Source organism: Saccharomonospora glauca K62, assembly GCF_000243395.2.
Lineage (GTDB): Bacteria > Actinomycetota > Actinomycetes > Mycobacteriales > Pseudonocardiaceae > Saccharomonospora > Saccharomonospora glauca.
This window is the reverse complement of record NZ_CM001484.1, coordinates 233,865-256,874: the sequence shown is the minus strand read 5'-3', so window position 1 is coordinate 256,874 and position 23,010 is coordinate 233,865. Positions and strand designations below refer to the sequence as shown.

Genomic DNA, 23,010 nt, shown 5'->3' with positions numbered 1-23,010 from the left:
CTACTCTCGTACCTCCCCGGCGAGCCTTGCCAGCACGCCGTCGTAGATCCGCCCGAGTCCCTTCGGGGCGAACGTCTTCTCGAAGAACCCACCGATGCCACCCGCGCCCTGCCACGTAGTCTCCACCCGGACGACACTGCGATTGCCGTCCGGCCTCACCGACCACGTGGTGACCATGCTCGAATTCGCGTCGGTCTCCACCAGCGTGCCGGGGCTGGGTTCGCTCACCGTGGCACGCACGTCGCGCACCCGCTTCTTCGTCGCCTGGAGCTTGAAACGCACCACGGTGCCCTCGCCCTCACCACCCTCGACGACCTCGTAGTCGCGGTAGTCCTCGGTGAGGATGCGAGGCCGTACCTCCCGGTAGTCGGCGAGCCGCTCGCGTACCTTCTCGGCGGGCGCGTCGATCGTGCGCTCGGCCGTGGCCGTGACCCTACCCATGACACTGCCCCTTCCCGCGAATTCGCCCGCTCACCTGGCGAGCCCGTCGATCACCTCGGCACCGGGCAGAGCGGCCAGAGCGGCACCGGTGACCAACAACTTGCTACCCCGGATACCGCTGCCGACAACCAGTTCCGGAGAGGAGGCCACGGCCCGGTCGACGAGAATCGGCCACTCGGAGGGCAATCCGACGGGGGTGATGCCGCCGTAGGCCATGCCCGTGAGCTCCACGGCTTCCTCCATTGGCGCGAACGACGCCTTGCGGACGTCGAGCCTGCGGCGAATGACGTTGTTGACGTCCGCGCGCGTGGTGGCCAGCACCAAGGCGGCGGCGTAGCGGACCTCACCCGCCCGCTTGCCCGAGACGATCACGCAGTTGGCGGACGCGGACATCGGCGAGGAGTACGCCTCGCAGAACGCCGCGGTGTCGGCCAGCTCCGGGTCGATCTCGACCACGCCGACCGGCCCTTCGAGCGTGGACAAAGCCTTGGCGACGGGCTCGGCCAGAAGTTCGGGGTGTTCGGAGGCCGGGACCGGCGTGAGCGTCCCGGCGATCGTCCAGCTACTCACGCCCTCAGACTATTTCAGCGGATCTTCCGGCTCACCAGCTCGACCCGCCGCGCTGCACCTCGATGAGCTTGGGTCTCACGTCCACGAGGTAGACGAGGCTGGCCACCAGGGCGGCAAGCCAGAAGATCATGCCGGCGCCGTAGAACTGGAACAACAGCATGGCCGCCGTGGAACCGGCCGTGATGGCCAGCCACGCGGGCTTGGTCAACCGGTCGGCGGCCGTGTAGGCGTCCGACCTCTGCATCACGGCGTGCACGAACGCGACGAGGCCGACGAGCACCCCGGCCCAGTCGATGACCCTGACGATGTAGTAGGCGAGTAGCGGCACGACACCAGACTACGTCAGGACATCGGCGGGGCCGAGGGTTCGACGAGGGCCACGGACCCCGTCACGACTCGTCGATCGGGGAGTCCGCGCTTTCCGACCCGGTGGTACGGCGGGTCCTCGACGCCCGAGCCGTGGTGGAGGTGCTCGGCTTCACGGCCTTCTTCCGCGCCGAGGCGGCCTTCTGCGTCACGGGCTGCGTTCCCTCCGCCGCCCGCTCGCCCGAGGGCCGGTCCTTGCGGGTCTTCACCGAAGTCCGCGTGGCGTCGGTCTTCACCGGGCCGGGCTTGTCCTCCGAGGATTCGCCGACGACCGTCGAATCGACCGTCCGCTCGGCCTCGCGCGCCCGGCGGGTGAGCATCGCCACCATCGCGTCCACGCGCTCCCGCGCGTCCGAGGTGACACCGTCGACCCGCTCCTGCGCGGTCCGCAGCGCCTCCTCCAACTGCTCGATGCCGCGCTTGACCTGCGGTTCGAGCGTGCGTTCCCACGTCTGTTCGCCCGACGAGACCAGCTTCCGGTACAGCTTCGTGGCCGACTCGGCGTACTCGTCGAGGAGCTTGCGCAGTTCGGCCGGGTCGAACCGGTCGCGAAGCTGCTCCAGCTCCGACGGCAGGTCCTCGACGTTCTTCTTGGCGGCCTCACTGCTGGAGGTGACGCGCGTCCGCGCCTTCGACACGGCATCCGCGACGGCGCGGCCCGCCAGGCTGCCCGCGCCGAGCGCGGCGAGCAGCGACGTCCTGACCTGCTCCATCGCCGTGTTCATCACCTTGCGGACATCCTCGGTGCGTGTGGTCGCCATCGTGACTCACTCCTTGTGGGCTGGGCTTTCGCTCGAATCACCGGTGGGGGCCGTCCCCCGGTTCTCCCGACGGAACGACTCGTACACATCGAGCAGCACCTGCTTCTGCCGCTCGGTGAGTGAGGTGTCGGCACGGATCGCGTCGACCACGGGACCGCCGACGGGGCGATCGAGAATCCCCGCCTGCACGTACAGCGCCTCGGCGGAGATGCGCAGCCCCTTGGCGATCTGTTGCAGGATCTCCGCGCTGGGTTTGCGCAGTCCCCGCTCGATCTGGCTCAGATAGGGGTTCGACACTCCGGCGAGCTTGGCGAGCTGCCGCAACGAGATCTTGGCGTTGTTGCGCTGCTGCCGAATGTAGGAACCGATGTCCTTGCCCAGATCGGCGACCCGATCCATCGGGCCCCCCGCGTGGTCGTCTCGCTCCGACGTCCGCGTCATGACGTCCCGCACCTCCGAGACCGACGCTACGCCCGGGTGCTAACTACTGCAAGCGCTCAGTTTGCACTCGATCGGGTGGTCTCCGCCCGGAGCACCCGCCGCACCCACTTCTCCGCGTACTCCACCGAGTCGGACAACGACACGGCGGTGGTGTCGAACAGCTCGACCGGCGGAGACATCGAGGGCCCCTCCCGACGCAACCACTCGGCGAACGCCAGCATCTCCGCGATCCTCGGCTCGTCCCAACCCCGCCACGCGGGACGACGCCGCAACCGTCGAGCCAGCACGTCGGAGTCGGCGACGAGTGCCAGGTAGTGGATGCGCGAGAAGAAGACTCGCTCCGGCAGCGACTCGAACTCCGGGGGCACCACGGTTCCGCACAACACGACGGGACGGCCGCTCTGATGGATCATGGCGGCCATCCGCAACCACGTCGAGCGGAACGCGGGATGCCCGTCCACGTCGTCGCGCAGCGCCCCCGTCCAGAGCACGTCCTGCTCCAGCACCACGACCTCGTCGGACAGCCGACGCGCGAGTTCGGGGCCCACCGTGGACTTGCCCGCGCCGCTGGGCCCCGTCAGGGCGAGCAGGGGCAACCGCCGGAACCCGGCGCGATGCCCACACCTCGCGCACACCAGCCGGTCCTGTTCGACGACGGGAAGTTCGGCCCGCTCACCGCAGGTGGGACAGACTTTGAGGTCCAGCACGCCCGGCGTCAGTCGAACAGACTTTCCAGGAAGCTCTTCCTCCGCCGGTGTCCGTGTCCGTACGGGCGGGGCGAGTCGTAGTACCCACCGTGGTACGGACGGGGCGAGTCCGCGTAGTGCCCTCCGTGTCCGCCGTGGTACGGGCGCGGCGAGTCGCCGTAGTAGCCGTGCGCGCCGTGATGCTGGGGCGGGGCCGCGGGCGGTGGCGGTGGAGCCGAGGGCGGCTTGTAGGGCGGTGGGGGCGCCGAGGCGTAGAAGGAGCTCTCCGCACGCACGATCTGTTCGAGCTCCCCCCGGTCCAGGAAGATGCCCCGGCACCCACCGCACTGCTCGATGTGGACGCCGTTCTTGTCTACCGTCGTCATCACGTTCTGGCACTTGGGACAGATCACGCGCCCCAGACTACGCATTTCGATCTTCCGGCGGAGTCACGTCGCCGGCGGCGTTCAGCTCTCGTTCCGGCACAGACAGAAAGGATGCCCCGCGGGGTCGGCGTAGACCGTGAACGTGGCATCCCGGTCCCGCAACACCGTGGCGCCGAGTTCCACGGCCCGCCGATGCCAAGCCTCGAAGTCCGTCACGTGGAAATCGAGGTGCAGCATCTGCGCCCGCTCGTTGGACGGCCAGGTCGGCGCCCGGTAGTCCGGGTCCCGTTGGAAGGCCAGATGCACTCCACCGTCCGGGTTCCGCAGCGTCACCCATTCGCCGCCGTCGGCCTCGACGACGGGCTCGTCGGGCTTCCAGCCCAGCAACTCGCCGTAGAAGCGAGCCAGCCCGACCGGGTCGGGGCAGTCCAGCACCACACAGTCCAGCTTGATCGTGCCACCCATCACGCCTCCCGTAACCAGTGACCGGATTATGGAGGTTATTCATCGAGGTGACAACCGCTTTACACTGGCGCCGTGGACCCGGACGTGTCGCTGGTACTGGACTTCCTCAACACCCGAGACGCCGAAGCCGACACAGACGTGCTGGGCTCGGAGGAGACGTGGCGGACCTGGGCTTCCGACCGCGGCCTGACCGCCGACCCGCTACCGGAGGCCACCCGCGCCCGCGAGGCACTGCGCGCCGCCGCCGGGGACCGCGCCGCGGACGACGTCGCCCCCACCGTCCACGTGCCCGTGAGGACGTCGCCCTCGGCCGGCGGCGTGGCGTTCGAGCCGAGCACCGCCGTGGCCGCCGTGTACGCCGCCGCTGCGCGACTCACCGTGCTCGGCGAGCGGAACCGCATCAAGATCTGCCCGGCCGACGACTGCCGCCGGGCGTTCCACGACAGATCCCGCAACCGCTCCCGCACGTGGTGCTCGATGCGGGTCTGCGGCAATCGACGGAAGGCTCGGACGTTCCGACGACGCTCCACCCTGTCCATCACCCAGATGGAGCAACCTTGTGGATAACTCGGTGGATAACTCCCCAATCTGTGGATAACTTCACCCGATCGAGCAGACGATCTCAGAACAACACCTGCGCCACCGTGTAGATGACCAACCCGGCCAACGCGCCCACCACGGTGCCGTTGATCCGGATGAACTGCAGATCGCGCCCCACCTGAAGCTCGATCTTGCGGGAGGTCTCCTCGGCGTCCCACCGTTCGACCGTGTCGGTGATGATCGTGGTGATCTCGCGGGAGTAGTTCGTCACGACGTACGCCGCCGAACCCTCCACCCAGCCGTCAACCTTCGCCGCCAACGCGGGGTCGGACTGCAACCGCTCCCCCAACGACGCCAGCCCGGTCGACACCCTCCTGCGCAGCTCGCTCGACGGGTCCTCGGCGGCGTTGAGCAACATCTCCTTCGCCGTCGTCCACGCCGAGTCGATCACCTTGCGCACCTCGGGGTGCTCCACCAACTGCTGCTTGACCGCCTCCGCGCGCGCCATCGTGTCCGGGTCCTTCTGGAGGTCGCCCGCGAACTCGACGAGGAAGCGGTCCAACGCCAGTCGCATCGGATGGTTGACGTCCGTCTTGACCGCCCACGCGAACGACAACACCTCGCCGTAGACCTTGTCGGCGAGCATCGCGTCGACGAACCTCGGCGACCACGACGGCGCCCGCTCCGACACCACCCGCAGCACGGTCTCGTGGTTGTCACGCACCCACTCGTAGGCCCGGTCGACGACGAGATCCACGAGCCGGTAGTGCGCGCCGTCGGTCAGCACCTGCTGCAACAACTTGCCCAGGGGCGGTCCCCACTGTTGATCGAGCACACGCTTGACGACCGCCTGCTCCATCACGGCCTGCACGTCCTCGTCCCGCAGCACCGTCACGGCACCGCGCACGACGGTGGCCAGCTCCGCCGTCACCCGCTCCGCGTTTTCGGGTTTGGCCAACCACTCGCCGACCCGCCTCGACGTCTCGACCCGGCGCAGCTTGTCGCGCACCACCGACTCCGCGAGGAAGTTCGTCCCCACGAACTCGCCGAGGCTGTTGCCGAGCACGTTCTTCTTGTTCGGGATGATCGCGGTGTGCGGGATCTTCAGCCCCAACGGATGCCGGAACAGCGCGGTGACCGCGAACCAGTCGGCCAGCGCGCCGACCATGCCCGCCTCGGCGGCGGCGCGGACGTAACCGACCCAGCCCGGCCAGCCCTCGGCCTGCGCCCACGTGGTCAGCAGGAAGATCACCGTCGCACCGAGCAGGAAGCTCAGCGCCACCAGCTTCATCCGGCGTAGGCCCCGCCGCTTGCTCTCCTCCCGCTCGAAGGCTCCCGGCGGGCCGAGGGGGACGGCAGTGGACCTCGTTTGCTCCATGCCGCGATTGTCCGTGAGGATGAGCCCTCGTGCGTGAACCTGTACTCGTCGAACGCCTGCGACCGTTCACTTCCACGATCTTCGCCGAGATGACCGCGCTCGCCACGCGAACCTCGGCGATCAACCTCGGCCAGGGCTTTCCCGACACCGACGGCCCCGAGGGCATGTTGGAAGAGGCGAAAAAGGCCCTGTTCTCCGGCGCCAACCAGTACCCACCGGGCCCGGGGCGTCCCGAACTGCGGGAGGCGATCGCGGCACACCGCGCGCGCTACGGCACCGAGTACGATCCCGATGGGGAGATCCTCGTCACAGCGGGTGCCACCGAGGCCATCGCGGCGAGCCTGCTCGCCCTCACCGGCCCCGGCGACGAAGTGATCGTCATCGAGCCGTACTACGACTCCTACGCCGCGGCGGTGGCGATGGCGGGCGCCACCCGGCGAGTCGTGTCGTTGGTACCGGACGGCGACCGGTTCGCACTCGACCTCGACGCCGTACGCGCGGCCGTTACACCGAACACGAAGGCGATCCTGGTGAACTCCCCGCACAACCCCACGGGAACCGTCTTCACGAGGACCGAACTCGCCGGGCTCGCGGAATTGTGTGTCGAGCACGATTTGCTCGCCGTCACCGACGAGGTCTACGAACATCTGGTCTTCGACGACGCCGAACATCTCCCGTTGGCCGCATTTCCGGGGATGTCGTCGCGAACGGTGTCGATCTCCAGCGCGGGCAAGACGTTCAACTGCACCGGATGGAAAATCGGCTGGGTCTGCGCGACGAGGGAACTCACCTCGGCGGTTCGGGCAGCGAAACAGTTCCTCACGTTCGTCTCCGGAGGACCGCTGCAACCAGCCGTCGCCTACGCGCTGCGGCACGAACTGCCGTGGGTGGAATCCCTTCGGGAGTCGCTCCGGGCCAAACGCGACCGGTTGTGTGCCGGCCTGGCCGACGCGGGCTTCGGGGTGCGGCCGGGCGCGGGCACGTATTTCGTCTGCGCCGACGTTCGTCCACTCGGTTTCACCGATGCGGAGGAACTCGCGTGGCGTCTACCAGAAACAGCCGGGGTTGCGGCAGTACCTGTAAGTGTGTTTACAGATCACCCTAAAGAGTGGCGCCACCTGTTGCGTTTCGCTTTCTGTAAACGAGAGGAGGTGCTCGACGAAGCGATTGAGCGGTTGCGTACCTTGTAATGGGTTGCACCGTCCGGGGCGGATCGCACACCGACGGGGTGAAACGAGCACCCGCGATGCTAAAAATGGCACTCACGGGGTAGCCGGGTCGCGCTCAAGCAGTGATCAGCTGCGGTGATCAGCGACCGAGACGACGACGTACGCACGAAACAGGCAGGTGGTGGTGGCGGTGAGAGCTATGGGCTCTCCGACGACCGCCCCCGCGCGCGCTCACCACGACGGCGTGCGCACCGCCGTCGTCCGTCGACTCCTCCTCGTGCTCGGCTTCGTCGCGGGCGGCTGGCTGGTGTCCGCCCTCATCGCGGGCGCCGCCGCCGCCGAGGACGAGCCCCCCGAGCTATCGACGTGTTCCCATGAGGCCGACGGCACGCGGGAGCACGGGCCGCTGACACGGGCCGACCTCCCGACGTGCGAGGCGCTGCCCGCTCCGGAAAACCCCGCGGGCGACCTCGACGGGAACGTCGACGAGGGCACCGTCGACGAAGACACCGACGAGGACTTCCCCGAGAGCACGGAGCCCGTCACCGACGAAGTCGACCCCGCTCCGTCCGGCACCGAACCCACCGTCCCGAGCGACGACGGCACCGGTGGCGACCACGTCGGCAACGGCGACCGGGCCTCCGACACCGCCGAGCTGCCCGACACCGACCTCCCCGACGAGGCCGACACCGCTCCGCCCCGCTCCCCGGAGCCCGAGGCGGACCGGAAGCCGACGCTGCTGTCGGCGGCCACCACCACACTGCTGTCCACCACGAAGGGCCTCGTCCACACCACCGGCCACCTCACCGGACTGCTGTTCACCGCACTGCCGGAGATCACCGAGCCGATCCAGGACACGATCGAGGGCGTCGTCGACGTCCCCGGCGCGCTGCCCATCACCCGCTCGCCGACGGACGTGCTCCCCGGAATCACCCTGCCCCGGCTTCCGATCGGCGTCTCTCCCCTCGCGCCCGCACATCCCGACGGGCGCCCCGACCGGCCCGACGAACGCCGCGTCGAGCCCGTCACCGCGCCGAGGGAACCCGCGAAACCACCCGCCGGTCCTCGATCGCACCTCCGAACCGACCGGGCGACCGAGAGCGCCGACACCTCCCGCTGGACCCCCTCGGAGTCCGGGGACACCGAGGCGAGGGACGGTCGCTCCCCACGCCCCCTCGGCCCCCTAGCGCCGTCGCCGGCCGCTCCGGCGCCCGCCACGGCGCAGTCGACCACGGCGTCGCTGCAGGACGGCTTTCAGCACCTCCACCGCGGCGAGCACGGCATCCTGGGGGCCTTCCCCACGGTGACGCAACTCCGCCTGCTGGGCAGCAGCCGCGATCACGGCGTCGCCGGCGTCAGCAGAGAAGCCGCGCTGCCCACCACCTCTCCCGACTGACCCGACCTCGGTAACCGGCCACCCGTGTGTCGTCACGACGGGTGTCACCGGTAGCGGTCACGTTCCCCAACGCCGTTTACCGAGAGGTTGTCCCGTGTATTCCACTCTTCCCGCTCGGCCGACCGCGCCCGGCCGTGACGGGTCATGGTCTCGGTTCCACGATGCCCCCGTGGTTTCGAGGCCCACGGGTGCGCGTCGGCGGTTCTCGCTCACCGCGCCGGGCGAGAACCACGCACCGACGCGCGCCTGAGCCGAGGGGTCTTCCCGGCATGGCGAGGGGCGATGCCGGGAACGACCCGCGGCGCCCGTGCCCCCACCCCCGGGCACGGTGACGAGCCGGTGCGCCGGATGCCACCGTCCTTTTCCCTGGAGTGACGGCCCTGCTTCGCATCCGGCGCACCGGCGTTCCCCACAACCTGTGTCGTAGCCCACTTCCGAATGGGCCAATGGCCCGTGGATTGGCTCTGGTGAGCCGATCCGTTCTCTCGCATATTGGCCGGGTGGCATCGGTGAAAGCCCCCGTCGAACTCAGTCCCGTTCCCGTCTCCACGGACCCCGCCCGTCGGCTGCCCCAGCTTTTCGCGGGCTTGGTCTGTTACGGCACGAGCATGGCGATGATGACCCGCTCGGGGCTGGGCTTGAACCCGTGGGACGTGCTGCACGAAGGCGTGGCCGAGCGCACCGCGCTCAGCTTCGGCACGGTCACCGCGCTGACGGCCGTGGTGGTGCTCGCGCTGTGGATTCCGCTGCGGCAGCGGCCCGGTGTCGGCACCGTGGCCAACGTCGTCGTCATCGCCGTGGTCGTCGACCTGGTGAGGTTCGTGCTTCCCGAGGCGCATCACCTGGCGTGGCAGGTGACGTTGCTGCTCGGCGGCACCGTGTTGAACGGCGTCGCGACGGCCAGCTACGTCGGCGCTCGTCTCGGACCCGGACCGAGGGACGGCCTCATGACCGGGTTCTCGGCGCGCACGGGCGTCTCGGTAGGGCTGGTACGGACGGTCATCGAGGTGGTCGTGCTCGCGGCAGGCTGGTTGCTCGGCGGCACCGTGGGTGTCGGCACCGTGCTCTACGCGCTGGCCATCGGCCCGCTGACCCAGTTCTTCCTCCCGTACTTCGCATGGTCGCCGAAGAACAGGTGACTCGCCCCATGCCTCGCATCGACATCGCCGAACGCCCCGGCGTGGGTGTGGACGGCCTGCCCCGCCCCACCGAGGACCGGGTCGTCGTCGCCGACGACACCGTGGTCGTCCTGGACGGCGCGACCGAGATGCGGCCCGGTGTCCCGAGCGGGGGCTGGTACTCCCGGCTCCTCGCCCGCGCGCTCGAAGACCACCTGGACCCGCACGAGGACCTCGCTGCGGTGCTGGCGAAGTCGATCGCGCAGGTGGCCGAGGAGCAGAATCTGACGCCACGGCACTCCCCGTCGAGCACGGTCTCGATGCTGCGTTGGACGTCCGACCGGGTCGAAGCACTGGTGCTGGCCGACAGCCCGGTGGTGGCGTTCACCGCCGCCGGGCCGGACGTGGTGTACGACGACCGGCTGGAGCGACTTCGCAAGGCGGGAGCGCTCCGTACGCGGGCCGCGGTCGATCGGCTCCGTAACAGCGAGGACGGATTCTGGGTGGCCGAAGCCGTCCCCGAAGCGGCGTCCCGCGCGCTGCGCCGTCACTGGCCGCGCGCGGAGGTCGAGGCCGCGGTGCTCGCGACCGACGGCGTCGCGGTGGGCGTCGACCCCTACGGGGTGTTCGACTGGCCCGGTCTGCTGCGGCTGTCCCGCGACGAGGGCGCCCAAGCGGCCCTGGACGCGGTGCGACGAGCGGAGATCGAGGACTCCGAGTGCCATCGTTGGCCACGATCGAAACGGCACGACGATCAAGCTCTCGTTGTGATCGATTTCGCCGCTGACCAGGTAACAATCAGGGACTATCCCTGAGGACAACGCTCCGTGATGCGAGGACACTCGCGGTCATGGGGCAACTGGGGACAAAAGCGGCATCCACCGAGGACGCCCCCGCGCGGGTGCGTGCCTGGACCTTCGCTGCCACCGCCTCCCTGGGGTGGGCGCTGTTCACGTTGGTAGTCCTTCACATCGTCAGTTCGTTCAACCCGATCACCGACCCGATCAGCCGTTACGCCTTCACCGACAAGGGCCAGGGGATGCTGGAGGCGAGCCTGTTGTCCTTCGCCGTCGGCATCGTGGCGATGCGAGGCGCGCTGCTGGCCTCCGGACTCGGTGTCAGCCGTACCGCCACCATCCTCGTCTTCGCCGCGGCGGTGGGCCTCGTGGCCGCGGCGATGTTCCCGGCGACGTTCACCTCGGAGATCGACCCGAGGAGCGGCGTGATCCACCAGTACGCGAGCCTGATCGCGTTCCTTTCGATACCCGGAATCGCGTTGTGTCTGCTCGACCAGCTGCGGGACACCGACAACGCGCTCCGCGACACCCGGCGCACGTTGGCGCGCCTCGTGTGGATCGCGATCGCGCTGCTCGCCCTCTTCGGCGCCACCTATCTCGCCGACAAGGTCACGATCGGCGTCCCACCGCTGTCGACGTTGCTGCTTCTGTTCGACTCACTGCCGGAGGGACTGCTCCAACGTTTCGTGTTCGTCGCGGATTTCGTATTGCTCGCGACCCTGCTGTCGTGCGCGAACCGCGCCGTGTTGTCGCGAGCCCCCCGATAATGACGGATAACCCGATCGACGGATCGGTGTCGCCCATCCGTTCGCATTCGGCTCGTATTCGATTCGCGTTCGACCGCGTACCGTGTGCAATATTGTCGGGTGGGCCACACCGAATCCGCGATTCGCTCGGAGCCGACCGTTTTCGGGAGAACTCGACGACGGCCGGAGCCGCGAACCCGCCCGCGGCGATCAGTTCACCTGGTCCTCGATGCTCGGACTCAGGCGCGGATCGCCACCGGGTTGCCCCGAAACGGGCGTCACCAAGGCACTTCTCTGCAATTGGATGTTCGTGCTGGTGGTCGTCCGCGGCGGCGAAAGACGTGCGTACCGTTCGTCGACGACGCGCGCCTCGTGCATCTGGGACATGACCGCCATGGTCACCGCGTGCACGAGGGCCAGCAGCAACAGCAGGATGCCGAGGTTGCCGATGATCGCGCGGAGGACGTTCCCGCCGAAATCGAAGCTCAGTACCGACAGCAAAGCCAGGAAACCGAACATGACGAGGTGGAACAGAACGGTGACGAGTTTGGCCATCGAGTGGACGGAGTCACCTTCTGAATCCACGTCGGACAAATAACGCTTGCCGCTGTGGTACAGCATCTGCCCGTCCACCACAATCATGATCAGACCCAGGGCGATGAACGCGAGATAAGCGTCGGTACCCACGTCAGCCTCCTTTCCGTGACCGGCGAGTCACTTCACCGCTCGTACCCAGTCACCTGCGGCGGGAAACCAGACGTGTAACGCCGCCGCCCAGTGGGTACGTGTCATTCACGGCGGGAACGGCACCGTTTTTCGGTGCTGTTTTCTCGCCTCACCGACCGTTGATCTCGCGCACGCCGACGAGACCGAGCAGGAGTATTCGTGAACATGACGCACACCTCGACGGCTCCGAGCCAGAACCCCCGGCCCGTGCTGCCGTACACCGAGGAACCCGACCCCGAACAACGTCGCAGGGCGGTCCGTGCCGTCGCCTCGGCCGCGCTGGACGCCAAGGACTGCGCCGAACTGCTCGAAGCGCTGGGACTGACGCCCGAGGAAGGCCGGTCCGTGCCCACCCAGCGCACTCGATGACCCACCGAGCCGGCCTCCTCGACACGATCAGGGTCGCCGGCGAGGTCTTCGTGCCGACGCTCGCGGGTGGCGTGCTCAAGCGCAGGCCCCGCGTCATGGCGCTGGCTGACCGGCTACGGCTCGACAGCGTCGCCATACACGCACTGCACAGGCTTCGGGCCCGGTACGGTACCGGGCCCGTCTTGCTGCGGGTGCCCGGTCGTCGGGTCGCGGTGTTGCTCGACCCCGAGGACGTGAGCCGAGTGCTGACGGGCACCCCGGCTCCCTTCACCCCCGCGACTCGGGAAAAGCGCACGGCCCTCGGGCACTTCCAACCCCACGCCGTGCTGGCCACCCCGATGCCCGAGCGTGCCCCGCGCCGCCGTTACAACGAGGCGGTCCTGGAGGCCTCCCGCGCCGAGCACTCGCTCGCCGACCGGGTCCGGCAGATCGTGCGGGAGGAGACGCGCTCGCTGCCGGCCGACACGTCCGAGCTCGACTGGGGCCGCTTCCAACGGACCTGGTGGCGGATCGTGCGGCGGCTGGTGCTCGGGGACGCCGCACGCGACGACACCGGGGTCACCGACGCGCTCGCCACGCTGCGCCTGCGCGGGAACTGGGCTTTTCTGGCCCCCAAGGCCCGTCGGCGTCGGGAGTGGTTCCGCGAGCGGCTGGACACCTACCTCGACCGGGCCGAGCCGGGCAGCCTCGCCGCGACGATCGCGGCTCACCCCGCCGAGGAAGGGGTGGACCCGCACGGGCAGGTGCCCCACTGGTTGTTCGCCTTCGACGCCGCGGGCATGGTCACGCTCCGCACGTTGGCCCTCCTGGCCACGCACCCGGACCGGGCCGCGGCGGCCGAAGCGGAGCTGAACGAAGACGATCGCACACGACCGTTTCTCAGGGCCTGCGTACTCGACACGGTGCGGCTGTGGCCGACGACTCCGGTGATACTGCGCGAGAGCACGACGGCCACCTCCTGGCGGGGCACGCAGCTGCCGCCGAACACACTGTTCGTCGTCTTCGCGCCGTACTTCCACCGAAGCCGCGACCTCGTGCCGTTCGCCGACCGATTCGCGCCCGAAGCCTGGCTCGACGGCCGGGCACCCGACTTCCCGGCGTTGGTCCCGTTCAGCTCGGGACCGGGACGCTGCCCCGGAGAGAATCTGGTGCTGCTGGTCACCAGCACGTTGCTGGCGGAACTGCTCGCCCGCGGCGAGTACCGCCTGCTGGCACCGAAAACACTGAGTTCACGCACCCACACGCACGAGCGGCTGCCCGCGACCGTGAACGACTTCGGCCTGCGGTTCGCCCTCAAGCCTCACGAAGCGAGCCTGAGCTCCTCGTAGCAGCCGCACTCGCTCTCGACGTCTGCGCACCGGATGACGAGCGTGTGGCGGACGAGCTGAACGTCCGCGCAGTCGGGATCGGTGCACTCGGCACCACCGTCGACGTGCAGCACCACCGTGCCATGGCAGTGGTCGAGACCCGTCCGACAGCTCACACAGCTCATGCGGACTTGGTACCACCCCGCTCCGGAACCACCGCGCGCGACACGCCCGCAACGAGGCGCTCACCACCACCGGGACGAGAAACGCAAGTCTTGACCAACCCCCGCCGAGCGGTAACGTTTCCTTAGAGCGGCAATGTCATTCCGTAACGCGGAAAGCGGGTGGATGCTGATGCTCGACGCGACGGTGCGTTCGGCACTGGCCGCCGCGGTCGGCGAGGACAACGTCATCTCCGACCCGGTCGGTCTGCGCAGCTACGAATGCGACGGGCTCACCGGTTTCCGCGTGGTCCCCGAGCTCGTGGTCCTGCCCACCGACACCGCGAGCGTTGCCGCCGCCGTGCGCGCGTGCCACGACCACGGCGTGCCGTACGTGGCAAGAGGCGCCGGGACGGGCCTGTCCGGAGGCGCGCTGCCCGTCGCCGACGGCGTGGTGATCTCGCTCCAGCGACTGCGTGGGGTGCTGGAGGTCGACCCGGTCAACCGGCGCGCCACCCTGCAGCCCGGCGTCACCAACCTCGACATCACCAAGGCGGCGGCGCCGTACGGGCTCTACTACGCGCCCGACCCGTCCAGCCAGCAGGTCTGCACGATCGGCGGCAACGTGGCGGAGAACTCCGGCGGCGCGCACTGCCTGAAGTACGGATTCACCACCAACCACGTGTTGTCGATGACCGTCGTGCTGCCCGACGGGGAGGTGGTCACCCTCGGGGGCGACACGGGCGAGCAACTCGGTCCCGACCTACGCGGCGTGTTCATCGGCTCGGAGGGCACCCTCGGCATCGTCTGCGAGGTCACGGTGCGGCTGCTGCCCGTACCCGAGACGGTCCGCACGCTGCTCGCCGACTTCGACTCCGTACGCGACGCCGGTGAGGTGGTGAGCGACATCGTCGCCGCGGGCATCGTGCCCGCCGCGGTCGAGATGATGGACAACCTCGCCATCCAGGCCGCCGAGCAGGCCGTCCACGCCGGGTACACGCTGAGCACGGCCGCGGCGCTCGTGGTGGAGCTCGACGGCCCGGCCACCGAGTGCGCCGCACAGTTCGAGCAGGTCAAGGCCATCTGCGAACGGCACCACTGCACCCGGCTGCACATCGCGGGCAACACGGCCGAACGCGCCCGGATCTGGAAGGGGCGCAAGGCCGCCTTCGCCGCCGTGGGCCGCATCAGCCCCGACTACTTCGTGCAGGACGGCGTGGTGCCCCGCACCCGTCTCGCCGAGGTGCTGGGCCGCATCGAGGAGATGGGCCGAGCGGAGGGGTTGCGGGTGGCCAACGTGTTCCACGCGGGCGACGGCAACCTGCACCCGCTGGTGCTCTACGACGCCGCCGCGGGCGAGCAGGACCGCGCCGAGGCGTTGGCCAAGCGGATCGCGGAGCTGTGCGTCGAGCTGGGTGGCTCGCTGTCCGGCGAGCACGGCATCGGCACCGACAAGGCGTGCTCGATGCCTCGCATGTTCGGCACCGACGACCTCGCGACGATGGACCGCGTGCGCTCGGCGTTCGACCCGCGGCGCCTGTGCAATCCGGGCAAGTTGTTGCCCACGCCGAGACTCTGCGGCGAAGCTCCGGGACCCTACCGGCCACACCCGCTGGAGGAGGCAGGAGTGATCGAACGGCTATGACAGCGACGCCGACCATGCTCGCGCCCACCGACCTCCGCGAGGCGCACGAGGCGCTCGCCGACACGCGAGGTCCCGTCGAGATTCGCGGCGCCGCGACGGCGGCGGACTGGGCGGACCCACCGCGCCCCACCCCGACGGTGCTCGACACGACCCGGATGACGGGAGTGCTCACCTACAACCCGGCCGACATGACCGTGTCGGTCAAGGCCGGAACACCACTGCGCGACCTCGCGGCCGAACTCGCCACGCACGGCCAGCGCGTGGCGTTCGACGCGGCCAGGGTCCAGCGCGGCGCCACGGTGGGCGGCCTCGTCGCCACGGCCGACTCCGGCCCGCTGTCGCTGGCCTACGGCTCGCTTCGCGACCTCGTCATCGGAGCGACGATCGTGCTCGCCGACGGCACCGTCGCCCGCACCGGCGGCCACGTCATCAAGAACGTCGCGGGCTACGACCTGGCGAAACTCGCGCACGGCTCCTACGGCGTGCTGGGCTTGCTGGCCGAGATCGTGCTGCGCGTGCACCCGATCCCCTCGGCCACCCGCACGGTGTGCGTCGAGGCTCCCCTGCGCACCGCCGCGCGGCACGCCGTCTCGGTGCTGTCCGGCCAGAGCGAGCCCGTGGCCCTGGAGTGGTTCGACGGAATGCTGCTCGCCCGTCTGGAAGGCACCGCCGAGGGCACCGAGATCCGAGCGCGGGAACTCGCCGCGGAGCTGGGCGGCACCGTGCTCTCCGAGGACGCCGCCGACACGGTGTGGGCGAGGCACGCCGAACTCGTGGAGGCGGCGAGCGTCCGCATCGGAGTGCGCCCCAGCAAACTGCCCGACGTACTCGACGCAAGCGACGTGGACGTCACCGGGGCGGCCGTCGGACTCGGCACGGGGGTGGCGACCCTGTCCGTTCCCGACTCCGGCATCGAGGCGGTGCACGACGCCGTCACGGCCGTCCGGGGCACCTCCGTGGTGCGACGTGCCGTACCGAACGGCGTACGCCCGTGGGGACAGACTCCCTCCGCGGTGCGGGTGCTGCGGGCGTTGAAGAACGAACTCGACCCGCGGGGACGGTTGTGTCCCGGCCGTCTCGGGTCGTGGTTGGATGATCGGGAGGCCACACCGTGACCGAGCCATCCGGACAGTCGGCATTCGACCCGCACAACCCACCGTCGCGGGAGTTGCTCGACGACTGTGTGCACTGTGGATTCTGTCTGCCGACGTGTCCCACGTATCAGCTCTGGGGCGAGGAGATGGACTCCCCGCGCGGCCGGATCTACCTGATGGACCTCGCCGAACGCGGGGAGATCGGGTTGGAGGGGTCGTTCACCCAGCACATCGACGCGTGCCTGGGCTGCATGGCCTGCGTGACCGCGTGCCCGTCCGGGGTGCAGTACGACCGGCTGCTGGAGGCGACCCGGCCGCAGATCGAGCGCAACGTCGAACGGCGGATGTCCGACCGCCTGTTCCGGAACGCGATCTTCACGTTGTTCCCCTACCGGCGCAGGCTGCGCGCCGCGGCGGTATTGGGGCTGGTCTACCAGAGGTCCGGGTTGCCGAAGCTGGTCGAGCGCGTGCTTCCGCCACGGCTGCGTGCCATGCAGGCCCTGCTCCCACCGGTCCGGTTGCGGGAGGCGTTCGCGGCACTGCCCCGACGGGTCCGGGCGAAGGGACCGGTGCGGCGGCGGGTCGCCATGCTGTCCGGCTGTGTGCAGGACGTGTTCTTCCACGAGGTCAACGCCGCCACGCAGCGGGTGCTCGCCGCCGAGGGCTGCGAGGTGCTGACGCCGAGGCGACAGGGGTGCTGCGGTGCGCTGGGGTTGCACGCGGGTCGCGAGGAACACGCCGTCGAGCACGCCAAACGCACCATCGCCACGTTCGAGAAACTGCCGGTGGACGCCATCGTCGTGAACGTGGCGGGGTGTGGGTCGTCGATGAAGGAGTACGCGCACCTACTGGCCGACGACCCCGAGTGGGCCGAGCGCGCACGGGAGTTCAGTGCCAAGGTGCGCGACGTGAACGAGCTGCTCGCCGAGCTGGAACCCCGAGCCCCGAGGCGCCGGATAGAGGCGAAGGTCGCCTACCACGACGCCTGCCACCTCGGCCATGCCCAGGGAATACGCGAGCAACCGCGAGCCGTACTGCGCACGATCCCCGGCCTGGAGGTGGTGGATCTTCCCGAGGCCGAGCTGTGCTGCGGATCGGCGGGTATCTACAACCTCGTCCAGCCCGAACCCGCCGCCGAACTCGGCGAGCGCAAGGCCGACAACGTCCGCGCGGTCGCGCCGGACCTGCTGGTGACGGCCAACCCCGGCTGTCTGCTGCAGATCCGCCGTTACCTCGACGACGTCCCCATGATGCATCCGATCCAACTGCTCGATCGGGCGATCAACGGAACCGGGGCCTAGCCGCGCCGACCGACGATCTTGGCGTTCGGGCGCTAGCGTGGGAGGCGTGCGAGGTCATCGAATCTTCGCGGGGTTCTACGACCGACTGAACGCCGCCGCCGAGCGAGGCTTCCTCGGGAAGCGTCGTGAGGCACTGCTGCACGGTCTGACGGGGACGGTCTGCGACATCGGCGCGGGCACCGGCGCCAATCTGCCCTACCTCCGGTCGGCCGAACGGATCGTGGCCGTGGAGCCGGACCCGGCCATGCGGGCTCGGCTGGCTCGCCGCGCCCCCGCCACGAGCGTTCCCGTCGAGATCGCCGAGGCGTCGGCCGAGGCGCTGCCGTTCGCCGACGCCTCGGCCGACGCGGTGGTGTTCACGCTCGTGCTCTGCACCGTCCCCGATCCGGACGCGGCACTGGCGGAGGCTCGGCGAGTGCTGCGCGACGACGGGAAGCTGGTGCTGTTGGAACACGTCCGGGGCACCGGCCGACTGGCGCGGGGGCAGGACCTCGTCACACCGGTGTGGAAGGTCTTCGGCGCGGGGTGTCATCCCAACCGGGATACCCTGGGCACCCTGCGGCGCCACGGCGAGTTCGAGCTCGACGAGGTGGAGGAGTTCTCCGAGATCCCGCGTTGGGTGCCCGTCAGCCCCATGATTCAGGTGACGGCACGGCCGGTGAGCTGAGCATCGCGTGCGAGAAGTGCGAACACGCGTACCGGAAGTGCGGACACGCGTGCGCAGGCTGCGGACACGATGTCAGTAGGCGGCGGGGACCATGTTCGCCGAGGCCATCACGTGCTGGATCAGGGTGACGAGGACCTGCTTGGTGGACTCGCGGTCGCGGGCGTCGCACAGCAGCACCGGCACGTTCGGACCCACGTCGAGCGCCGCACGCACCTCCTCGGTGCCGTACCGGTAGGCGTTGTCGAAGCAGTTCACCCCGACGACGAACGGCAGTCCCCTGCGCTCAAAGAAGTCGACAGCGGGGAAGCAGGACTCCAACCGGCGCGTGTCCGCGAGAACCACCGCGCCGAGCGCGCCCTGGGCCAGCTCGTCCCACATGAACCAGAACCGGTCCTGACCCGGCGTACCGAACAGGTACAGGATCAGGTCCGGGCTGATGGTGATACGCCCGAAGTCCAGTGCCACCGTGGTGGTGCTCTTGGCCTCCACACCGGACAGGTCGTCGATGCCTTCCGACGCCGACGTCAACATCTCCTCGGTGCGCAACGGCGGTACCTCGCTCACCGAGCCCACCATCGTCGTCTTGCCGACACCGAAGCCCCCGGCGATCAGCAGCTTCACCGCTGTCGCCCTCAGGCGCCGGTCGTCAGAGTTTGCGGATGCCATCGAGAACCGCCTGCAGTACGTGCTTGTTTGGTGTTTCGGTCGGGGGCGCAGCCTTACGGAAGATCACGTAGTTCTGCTCGATCAAATCACTGAGCAAAACCTTCACCACGGGCAGGGGGAGGTCGATGTGACCTCCGACCTCTGCCACCGACATCGGGTGCTGGCACAACCGAACGATCTTCGCGTACTCCTCGGGGAGATGCGAGGCCTCAGCCGGAGTGCACAGCGCCACCACCAGCGTCATCATATCGAGGCCGTAATTGTCCGACCGGGTCCGGCCGCCAGTCACGACGTACGAGCGCACGAGCCCCGCGCGCTCGTCCGACCACATCTCCTCGCCGTTGCTGCTCATGACGTGATGTGGTGCTCCACCCGTGGCGCTGCGCTCAACACCGCACCGACGCGTTTCACCATCATGTTCATCGCATAGGCCACCATGCCCATGTCCGCGTCCTCCGATGTCAACAGCGCGAGGCAAGCACCGCGCCCGGCCGCCGTGACGAACAGGAAGGCGTGGTCCATCTCGACGACCGTCTGCCTCACCTGCCCTCCTCCGAAGTGCCGCCCCGTGCCCCTGGCGAGGCTCTGGAAGGCGGACGCGACGGCCGACAGGTGTTCACCGTCCTCTTCGGACAAGTTACTGGATCGGCCGATCAAAAGTCCATCGGCCGACAGGACGACGGCCCGGTCGGCTCCAGCGACCTGGCTCACCAAATCGTCGAGCAGCCAGTCAAGTTCGTTGACTACCGAGTTGGCCATGGTGTTCCTCAGTCTCCAGACTCGTCGGGGCCGGGTTGGTGCTGCCGGGCTCGGCGCGTTCCCTGCTGGAACGCCGAGAGCCTGCTGCGGGCCTGTTCGGGCGTGGTGTCGTAGTCCTCGTTCCCAGCGGCATCGTCGACGCTTGCGAGATTGAGGGTGCTCGTGTCGTCCTTGAGCTGCGGCGCGAGATTCTGCTGCTTGCGGCGACGCGGCAGCGGTGGCCGCCCCGCGTCGAGACCGCCCTCGGCGGACGGTGCGGCCGAGCCGGGACGAGTGTTCGCCGGACCCGCGGGCTGCGCCGGTCGCTCGTGAGCGGGCCTGTCGTGGCCCGGTCGAGCCTGGTGCCGGGGCCGGGAGTCTCCCGCCGGCCGGTTCGCCCTCGGCAGTTCCCTCGGCAGCTTGGGCACGTACCGGGTCGGCTCCGATTCCGTGTCCTTCTCGGCGTGCCTGCCCCCGCTTCGCGAGTCCGGCGTCCACTCGAGCACGTCTTCCTCCAGCAGTTCTCCCTGCACGGCCTCGACGGTGCTCTCGGAGCGGTCGTCCGACGAGCTCTCGGGCTGCTCCTCTTCGTGGCGCCTGCGCCGGGGCAGTTCGGGACGTTCGTCACCGCCCACGGGCAACTGCTTGGGCTCGCTCGGCGGCGAAACGGGCGCGCGGCGGACGGTGGCCGTTTCCGGGTTGTCGGGGAACGGCGGTTCCAGCGTCGTGGTCACGGTGGCCGAGGAGGCGCCGTTGACCTTCTCCTTGCCGTTGCGCATCGGCAGCGCCCTCGGCCTGCGGCTCACGGGGGCCACCGGGGCGTCGCTTTCCCGCGTCTCGGCGGCCTCTGAGGGCGGCGTGCGGTTCTCGTCGTCGGAGACCTCGCTCAGCAGATCGGCGCGCACGAGCACGATCGCACGGGTGCCGCCGTAGGCCGACTCGCGCAGCGTCACGGAGAAGCCGTGCTTCGCCGCCAGCCTGGCGACCACGAACAGCCCCAGCCGCGGTTCCTCCGACAGCGCCATGAAGCTGAAGTCCGGGGGCGTGCGCAGCATTTCGTTGAGCCGCTCCAGCTCCTCGGCCTCCATGCCGATGCCCTGGTCCTCGATCTCGATGACCAGGCCCCGACCCACGAGTTCACCGCGTATCTCCACCCGCGACTGCGGCGGCGAGAACGACGTCGCGTTGTCGATCAGCTCGGCGAGCAGGTGCACCAAGTCGCTGACGGCGGGACCCGCGACGGCGGAGCTGGGCAGCTTGCCCATGCTGACGCGCTTGTAGTCCTCGGTCTCGGCGATCGCACCGCGCACGATGTCGCCCACCGGCACGGGGTTGCGGAACTGCCGACCGGGCTGCTCCCCACCCAGGATGATCAGGTTCTCGGCGTTGCGGCGCGCCCGCGTCGACAGGTGGTCCAGCTTGAACAGCAGGTCGAGCTGGTCGGGGTCCTCCTGCTTGCGCTCGGCGGCGTCGAGCGCCGAAAGCTGCCGGTGCACGATGACCTGGCTGCGGTGGGCGATGTTGAGGAAGACCTTCTGGGTACCTTCCCTGGTCTTGGCCTCGTCGACGGCCGCCGCAATGGCGGTGCGTTGCGCCTGGTTGAACGCCTCCGCCACCTGGCCGATCTCGTCGTCACCGTGGTCGAGGTAGGAGACCTCGGAGGCGAGGTCCACCTGCTCGCCCTTCCGGAGCCTCTCGACGATGCGGGGCATGCGTTCCTCGGCGACCTCCAGGGTCGCCTCCCGGAGCGCGACGAGTCGCTTGATCAGGCCGTCCGACAACCGCCACGCCAGGAAGAACGCGCCCAGGGCGATCACGATGATCACCGCGCCCGCGACGATCGACGTGTACAGCGTCGAGTCCGCCTCGTCAAGAGCGAGCTCGGTGGCCTCCGTGCTCTGCTCGACGTAGAGGTCCCACAACGCCGCACCGACCTCGGCCGCCGCGGCACGCCACTCGGTCTCGGCCACGGGCAGGTCGGTGGTGTTGCCCCGCAGGAACGCGTTCTCGACGCTGGTCAGCGTCTTCCAGGCGTCGCCGGCCACCAACGCCTCGTACTTCTCGCGAACCGAGGGGATCATGTCGGGTACCGCCTGCTCCAGGGTGGAGTGGTAGGCACCGACCTGACCGATGTAGGTGCGGAACTCCTGTTCCGTCAGCCCACCGCCCGCGATACCGGCGGCGGCGAGGGCGTCCCCACGCGACATGGAGTCGGCGCTGACGAACAGCGGCATCGCCACCATGCGCTTGTACGCCGTCTCGGCACTCGGCGTCTCCTGCGCGACACCGTTGAGACCGAGCACGTAGGCGTCGATAATCCCGTTGTAGAAGTCGTACGCCTCCTGCAGCGAGACCTTCTCCGTGTCGACGCGCTGCCGGAACTCGCCGAGCTGCGCGACCCGCTCCTCGGCGCTGCGGACGTGCCGCCGGACGTTCTCCGGGGCGTCCTCGGCGATGCCGCGCAGGTCGTCGGCCATGCCACGGGCCGCGGCGTCGGTCCGCTCGCGCTGCTCCGTCAACTCCGCCCGCAGCGACCGCGTCATGGCGAGTTCCTGCAGCGTCAGCCTGCGTTCCTCGCGGACGTTCGCGAACAACACACCGGCGGGCCTGGCGGCTTCGTGGACCTTCGTGGTGAAGGACCGGGTCTGGATCGCGTCGAAGATCAGGTATCCGGCGAGCACCACACCGGTGAGCAGGAAGACGAGGCTCGGGATGAAGGCAATGGCGAGCACTCGGGTGCGAATGGTCGAACGCCCACGGTGTGAGGCGGCACTCTTGTTCAACAACGCGCTCAAGGCCCTTCCAACAACACGTATCTCACTGGGCCCCCAACCTGTGCAGCGGACGTCACGCGCTCTTCAACAGCGCTAAGCCATCGCTTAGCGCGAGGTTAAGCAGTGGTCTTCGCGTGAGTCAATATGACTTTTTTCCGCCTGGTCACGTCGGAAGCGACCGGTCACGCCAGTTATGAGGCCCGCCTCATCGGAGGTGTTCCCGCCCGGACTCTATTCGGAGCGACGAAATGGGCAAAGGTACGTGTGACATGCGTCTTCGCCTCGGCCTCGCGCTCGTCCGG

27 protein-coding genes are annotated in these 23,010 nt (G+C 69.1%); 12 read left to right on the top strand and 15 right to left on the bottom strand.

Annotated elements, in window-relative coordinates; genetic code table 11:
- The 8 genes from SACGLDRAFT_RS01295 to SACGLDRAFT_RS01260 form a co-directional block, all read right to left on the bottom strand.
- The gene (locus tag SACGLDRAFT_RS01295) at window positions 1-441 is read right to left on the bottom strand and encodes an SRPBCC family protein (protein ID WP_005461109.1); all 441 of its coding nucleotides are present in this window, start codon (window positions 439-441) and stop codon (window positions 1-3) included.
- 30 nt (window positions 442-471) lie between these two features.
- Window positions 472-1,011 carry a YbaK/EbsC family protein gene (locus tag SACGLDRAFT_RS01290; RefSeq protein WP_005461108.1) on the bottom strand — a complete coding sequence of 180 codons (540 nt, stop codon included), beginning with the start codon at window positions 1,009-1,011 and terminating at the stop codon, window positions 472-474.
- Between the two features lie 31 nt (window positions 1,012-1,042).
- Entirely contained in the window at window positions 1,043-1,339 is a 297-nt protein-coding gene (locus SACGLDRAFT_RS01285; protein WP_005461106.1) for a DUF2516 family protein, read from the bottom strand.
- 61 nt (window positions 1,340-1,400) lie between these two features.
- A complete protein-coding gene (locus tag SACGLDRAFT_RS01280) occupies window positions 1,401-2,138 on the bottom strand; it encodes a hypothetical protein (protein WP_005461104.1) in 738 nt (245 codons plus the stop codon).
- A 6-nt stretch (window positions 2,139-2,144) separates the two neighbouring features.
- The gene (locus SACGLDRAFT_RS01275) at window positions 2,145-2,579 is read right to left on the bottom strand and encodes a helix-turn-helix domain-containing protein (protein WP_005461102.1); all 435 of its coding nucleotides are present in this window, start codon (window positions 2,577-2,579) and stop codon (window positions 2,145-2,147) included.
- A gap of 56 nt (window positions 2,580-2,635) precedes the next feature.
- On the bottom strand, window positions 2,636-3,286 hold the full coding sequence (locus SACGLDRAFT_RS01270) for an AAA family ATPase (protein WP_005461100.1): 651 nt from the start codon (window positions 3,284-3,286) through the stop codon (window positions 2,636-2,638).
- Between the two features lie 8 nt (window positions 3,287-3,294).
- Window positions 3,295-3,696 (bottom strand): TFIIB-type zinc ribbon-containing protein, encoded by a 402-nt coding sequence (locus tag SACGLDRAFT_RS01265; RefSeq protein WP_005461098.1) that lies wholly within the window; start codon window positions 3,694-3,696, stop codon window positions 3,295-3,297.
- A gap of 36 nt (window positions 3,697-3,732) precedes the next feature.
- Window positions 3,733-4,116: a VOC family protein gene (locus tag SACGLDRAFT_RS01260; RefSeq protein ID WP_005461095.1), complete on the bottom strand. Its 384-nt coding sequence runs from the start codon at window positions 4,114-4,116 to the stop codon at window positions 3,733-3,735.
- A gap of 72 nt (window positions 4,117-4,188) precedes the next feature.
- On the opposite strand from SACGLDRAFT_RS01260, the gene SACGLDRAFT_RS01255 reads away from it, so the two are divergent.
- Window positions 4,189-4,683 carry a CGNR zinc finger domain-containing protein gene (locus tag SACGLDRAFT_RS01255; RefSeq protein ID WP_040918361.1) on the top strand — a complete coding sequence of 165 codons (495 nt, stop codon included), beginning with the start codon at window positions 4,189-4,191 and terminating at the stop codon, window positions 4,681-4,683.
- A gap of 55 nt (window positions 4,684-4,738) precedes the next feature.
- Here SACGLDRAFT_RS01255 and SACGLDRAFT_RS01250 read toward each other — a convergent pair whose 3' ends face one another.
- Window positions 4,739-6,034 carry a DUF445 domain-containing protein gene (locus SACGLDRAFT_RS01250; RefSeq protein ID WP_005461091.1) on the bottom strand — a complete coding sequence of 432 codons (1,296 nt, stop codon included), beginning with the start codon at window positions 6,032-6,034 and terminating at the stop codon, window positions 4,739-4,741.
- 29 nt (window positions 6,035-6,063) lie between these two features.
- Between SACGLDRAFT_RS01250 and SACGLDRAFT_RS01245 the strand changes: the two genes are divergently transcribed.
- The 5 genes from SACGLDRAFT_RS01245 to SACGLDRAFT_RS01225 all read left to right on the top strand — a co-directional run bounded on the left by SACGLDRAFT_RS01245 (window position 6,064) and on the right by SACGLDRAFT_RS01225 (window position 11,281).
- Complete coding sequence (locus tag SACGLDRAFT_RS01245) at window positions 6,064-7,224, top strand: pyridoxal phosphate-dependent aminotransferase (protein ID WP_005461088.1); 1,161 nt, start codon at window positions 6,064-6,066, stop codon at window positions 7,222-7,224.
- 178 nt (window positions 7,225-7,402) lie between these two features.
- Entirely contained in the window at window positions 7,403-8,599 is a 1,197-nt protein-coding gene (locus SACGLDRAFT_RS01240; protein ID WP_005461086.1) for a hypothetical protein, read from the top strand.
- 509 nt (window positions 8,600-9,108) lie between these two features.
- A complete protein-coding gene (gene yczE / locus SACGLDRAFT_RS01235; protein ID WP_005461084.1) occupies window positions 9,109-9,738 on the top strand; it encodes a membrane protein YczE in 630 nt (209 codons plus the stop codon).
- An 8-nt stretch (window positions 9,739-9,746) separates the two neighbouring features.
- Window positions 9,747-10,532 carry a protein phosphatase 2C domain-containing protein gene (locus tag SACGLDRAFT_RS01230; RefSeq protein ID WP_005461083.1) on the top strand — a complete coding sequence of 262 codons (786 nt, stop codon included), beginning with the start codon at window positions 9,747-9,749 and terminating at the stop codon, window positions 10,530-10,532.
- A gap of 35 nt (window positions 10,533-10,567) precedes the next feature.
- Entirely contained in the window at window positions 10,568-11,281 is a 714-nt protein-coding gene (locus tag SACGLDRAFT_RS01225) for a DUF998 domain-containing protein (protein WP_005461082.1), read from the top strand.
- 189 nt (window positions 11,282-11,470) lie between these two features.
- Here SACGLDRAFT_RS01225 and SACGLDRAFT_RS01220 read toward each other — a convergent pair whose 3' ends face one another.
- On the bottom strand, window positions 11,471-11,947 hold the full coding sequence (locus SACGLDRAFT_RS01220; RefSeq protein ID WP_005461081.1) for a hypothetical protein: 477 nt from the start codon (window positions 11,945-11,947) through the stop codon (window positions 11,471-11,473).
- Window positions 11,948-12,145: 198 nt separating this feature from the next.
- Here SACGLDRAFT_RS01220 and SACGLDRAFT_RS01215 point away from each other — a divergent pair, with 198 nt between their 5' ends.
- Window positions 12,146-12,355, top strand: coding sequence for a hypothetical protein (locus tag SACGLDRAFT_RS01215; protein WP_005461080.1), 210 nt, complete (start codon window positions 12,146-12,148; stop codon window positions 12,353-12,355).
- Entirely contained in the window at window positions 12,352-13,683 is a 1,332-nt protein-coding gene (locus SACGLDRAFT_RS01210; protein WP_005461078.1) for a cytochrome P450, read from the top strand. Before SACGLDRAFT_RS01215 ends, SACGLDRAFT_RS01210 begins: the two co-directional genes overlap by 4 nt.
- Here the strand turns inward: SACGLDRAFT_RS01210 and SACGLDRAFT_RS01205 are convergent.
- A complete protein-coding gene (locus SACGLDRAFT_RS01205; protein ID WP_005461076.1) occupies window positions 13,656-13,847 on the bottom strand; it encodes a hypothetical protein in 192 nt (63 codons plus the stop codon). The genes SACGLDRAFT_RS01210 and SACGLDRAFT_RS01205 overlap by 28 nt on opposite strands.
- A 169-nt stretch (window positions 13,848-14,016) precedes the next feature.
- On the opposite strand from SACGLDRAFT_RS01205, the gene SACGLDRAFT_RS01200 reads away from it, so the two are divergent.
- From SACGLDRAFT_RS01200 to SACGLDRAFT_RS01185, 4 genes are read left to right on the top strand one after another with little or no spacing between them, the layout of a single operon-like run.
- Window positions 14,017-15,468, top strand: a complete 1,452-nt coding sequence (locus tag SACGLDRAFT_RS01200) for an FAD-linked oxidase C-terminal domain-containing protein (protein WP_040919478.1) — start codon at window positions 14,017-14,019, stop codon at window positions 15,466-15,468.
- The gene (locus SACGLDRAFT_RS01195) at window positions 15,465-16,583 is read left to right on the top strand and encodes an FAD-binding oxidoreductase (protein WP_005461073.1); all 1,119 of its coding nucleotides are present in this window, start codon (window positions 15,465-15,467) and stop codon (window positions 16,581-16,583) included. Before SACGLDRAFT_RS01200 ends, SACGLDRAFT_RS01195 begins: the two co-directional genes overlap by 4 nt.
- Window positions 16,580-17,863, top strand: coding sequence for a glycolate oxidase subunit GlcF (gene glcF, locus SACGLDRAFT_RS01190; RefSeq protein WP_005461072.1), 1,284 nt, complete (start codon window positions 16,580-16,582; stop codon window positions 17,861-17,863). The genes SACGLDRAFT_RS01195 and glcF overlap by 4 nt, the downstream gene beginning before the upstream one ends.
- 37 nt (window positions 17,864-17,900) lie before the next feature.
- The gene (locus SACGLDRAFT_RS01185) at window positions 17,901-18,530 is read left to right on the top strand and encodes a class I SAM-dependent methyltransferase (protein WP_005461071.1); all 630 of its coding nucleotides are present in this window, start codon (window positions 17,901-17,903) and stop codon (window positions 18,528-18,530) included.
- Window positions 18,531-18,602: 72 nt separating this feature from the next.
- On the opposite strand, the gene SACGLDRAFT_RS01180 is transcribed toward SACGLDRAFT_RS01185, so the two are convergent.
- From SACGLDRAFT_RS01180 to SACGLDRAFT_RS01165, 4 genes are read right to left on the bottom strand one after another with little or no spacing between them, the layout of a single operon-like run.
- Window positions 18,603-19,196, bottom strand: a complete 594-nt coding sequence (locus tag SACGLDRAFT_RS01180; RefSeq protein ID WP_005461070.1) for a GTP-binding protein — start codon at window positions 19,194-19,196, stop codon at window positions 18,603-18,605.
- Complete coding sequence (locus SACGLDRAFT_RS01175) at window positions 19,177-19,548, bottom strand: DUF742 domain-containing protein (protein WP_005461069.1); 372 nt, start codon at window positions 19,546-19,548, stop codon at window positions 19,177-19,179. The genes SACGLDRAFT_RS01180 and SACGLDRAFT_RS01175 overlap by 20 nt, the downstream gene beginning before the upstream one ends.
- The gene (locus tag SACGLDRAFT_RS01170; RefSeq protein ID WP_005461067.1) at window positions 19,545-19,955 is read right to left on the bottom strand and encodes a roadblock/LC7 domain-containing protein; all 411 of its coding nucleotides are present in this window, start codon (window positions 19,953-19,955) and stop codon (window positions 19,545-19,547) included. The genes SACGLDRAFT_RS01175 and SACGLDRAFT_RS01170 overlap by 4 nt, the downstream gene beginning before the upstream one ends.
- An 8-nt stretch (window positions 19,956-19,963) precedes the next feature.
- On the bottom strand, window positions 19,964-22,729 hold the full coding sequence (locus tag SACGLDRAFT_RS01165) for a sensor histidine kinase (protein ID WP_005461065.1): 2,766 nt from the start codon (window positions 22,727-22,729) through the stop codon (window positions 19,964-19,966).
- Window positions 22,730-23,010 lie beyond the last annotated feature (281 nt).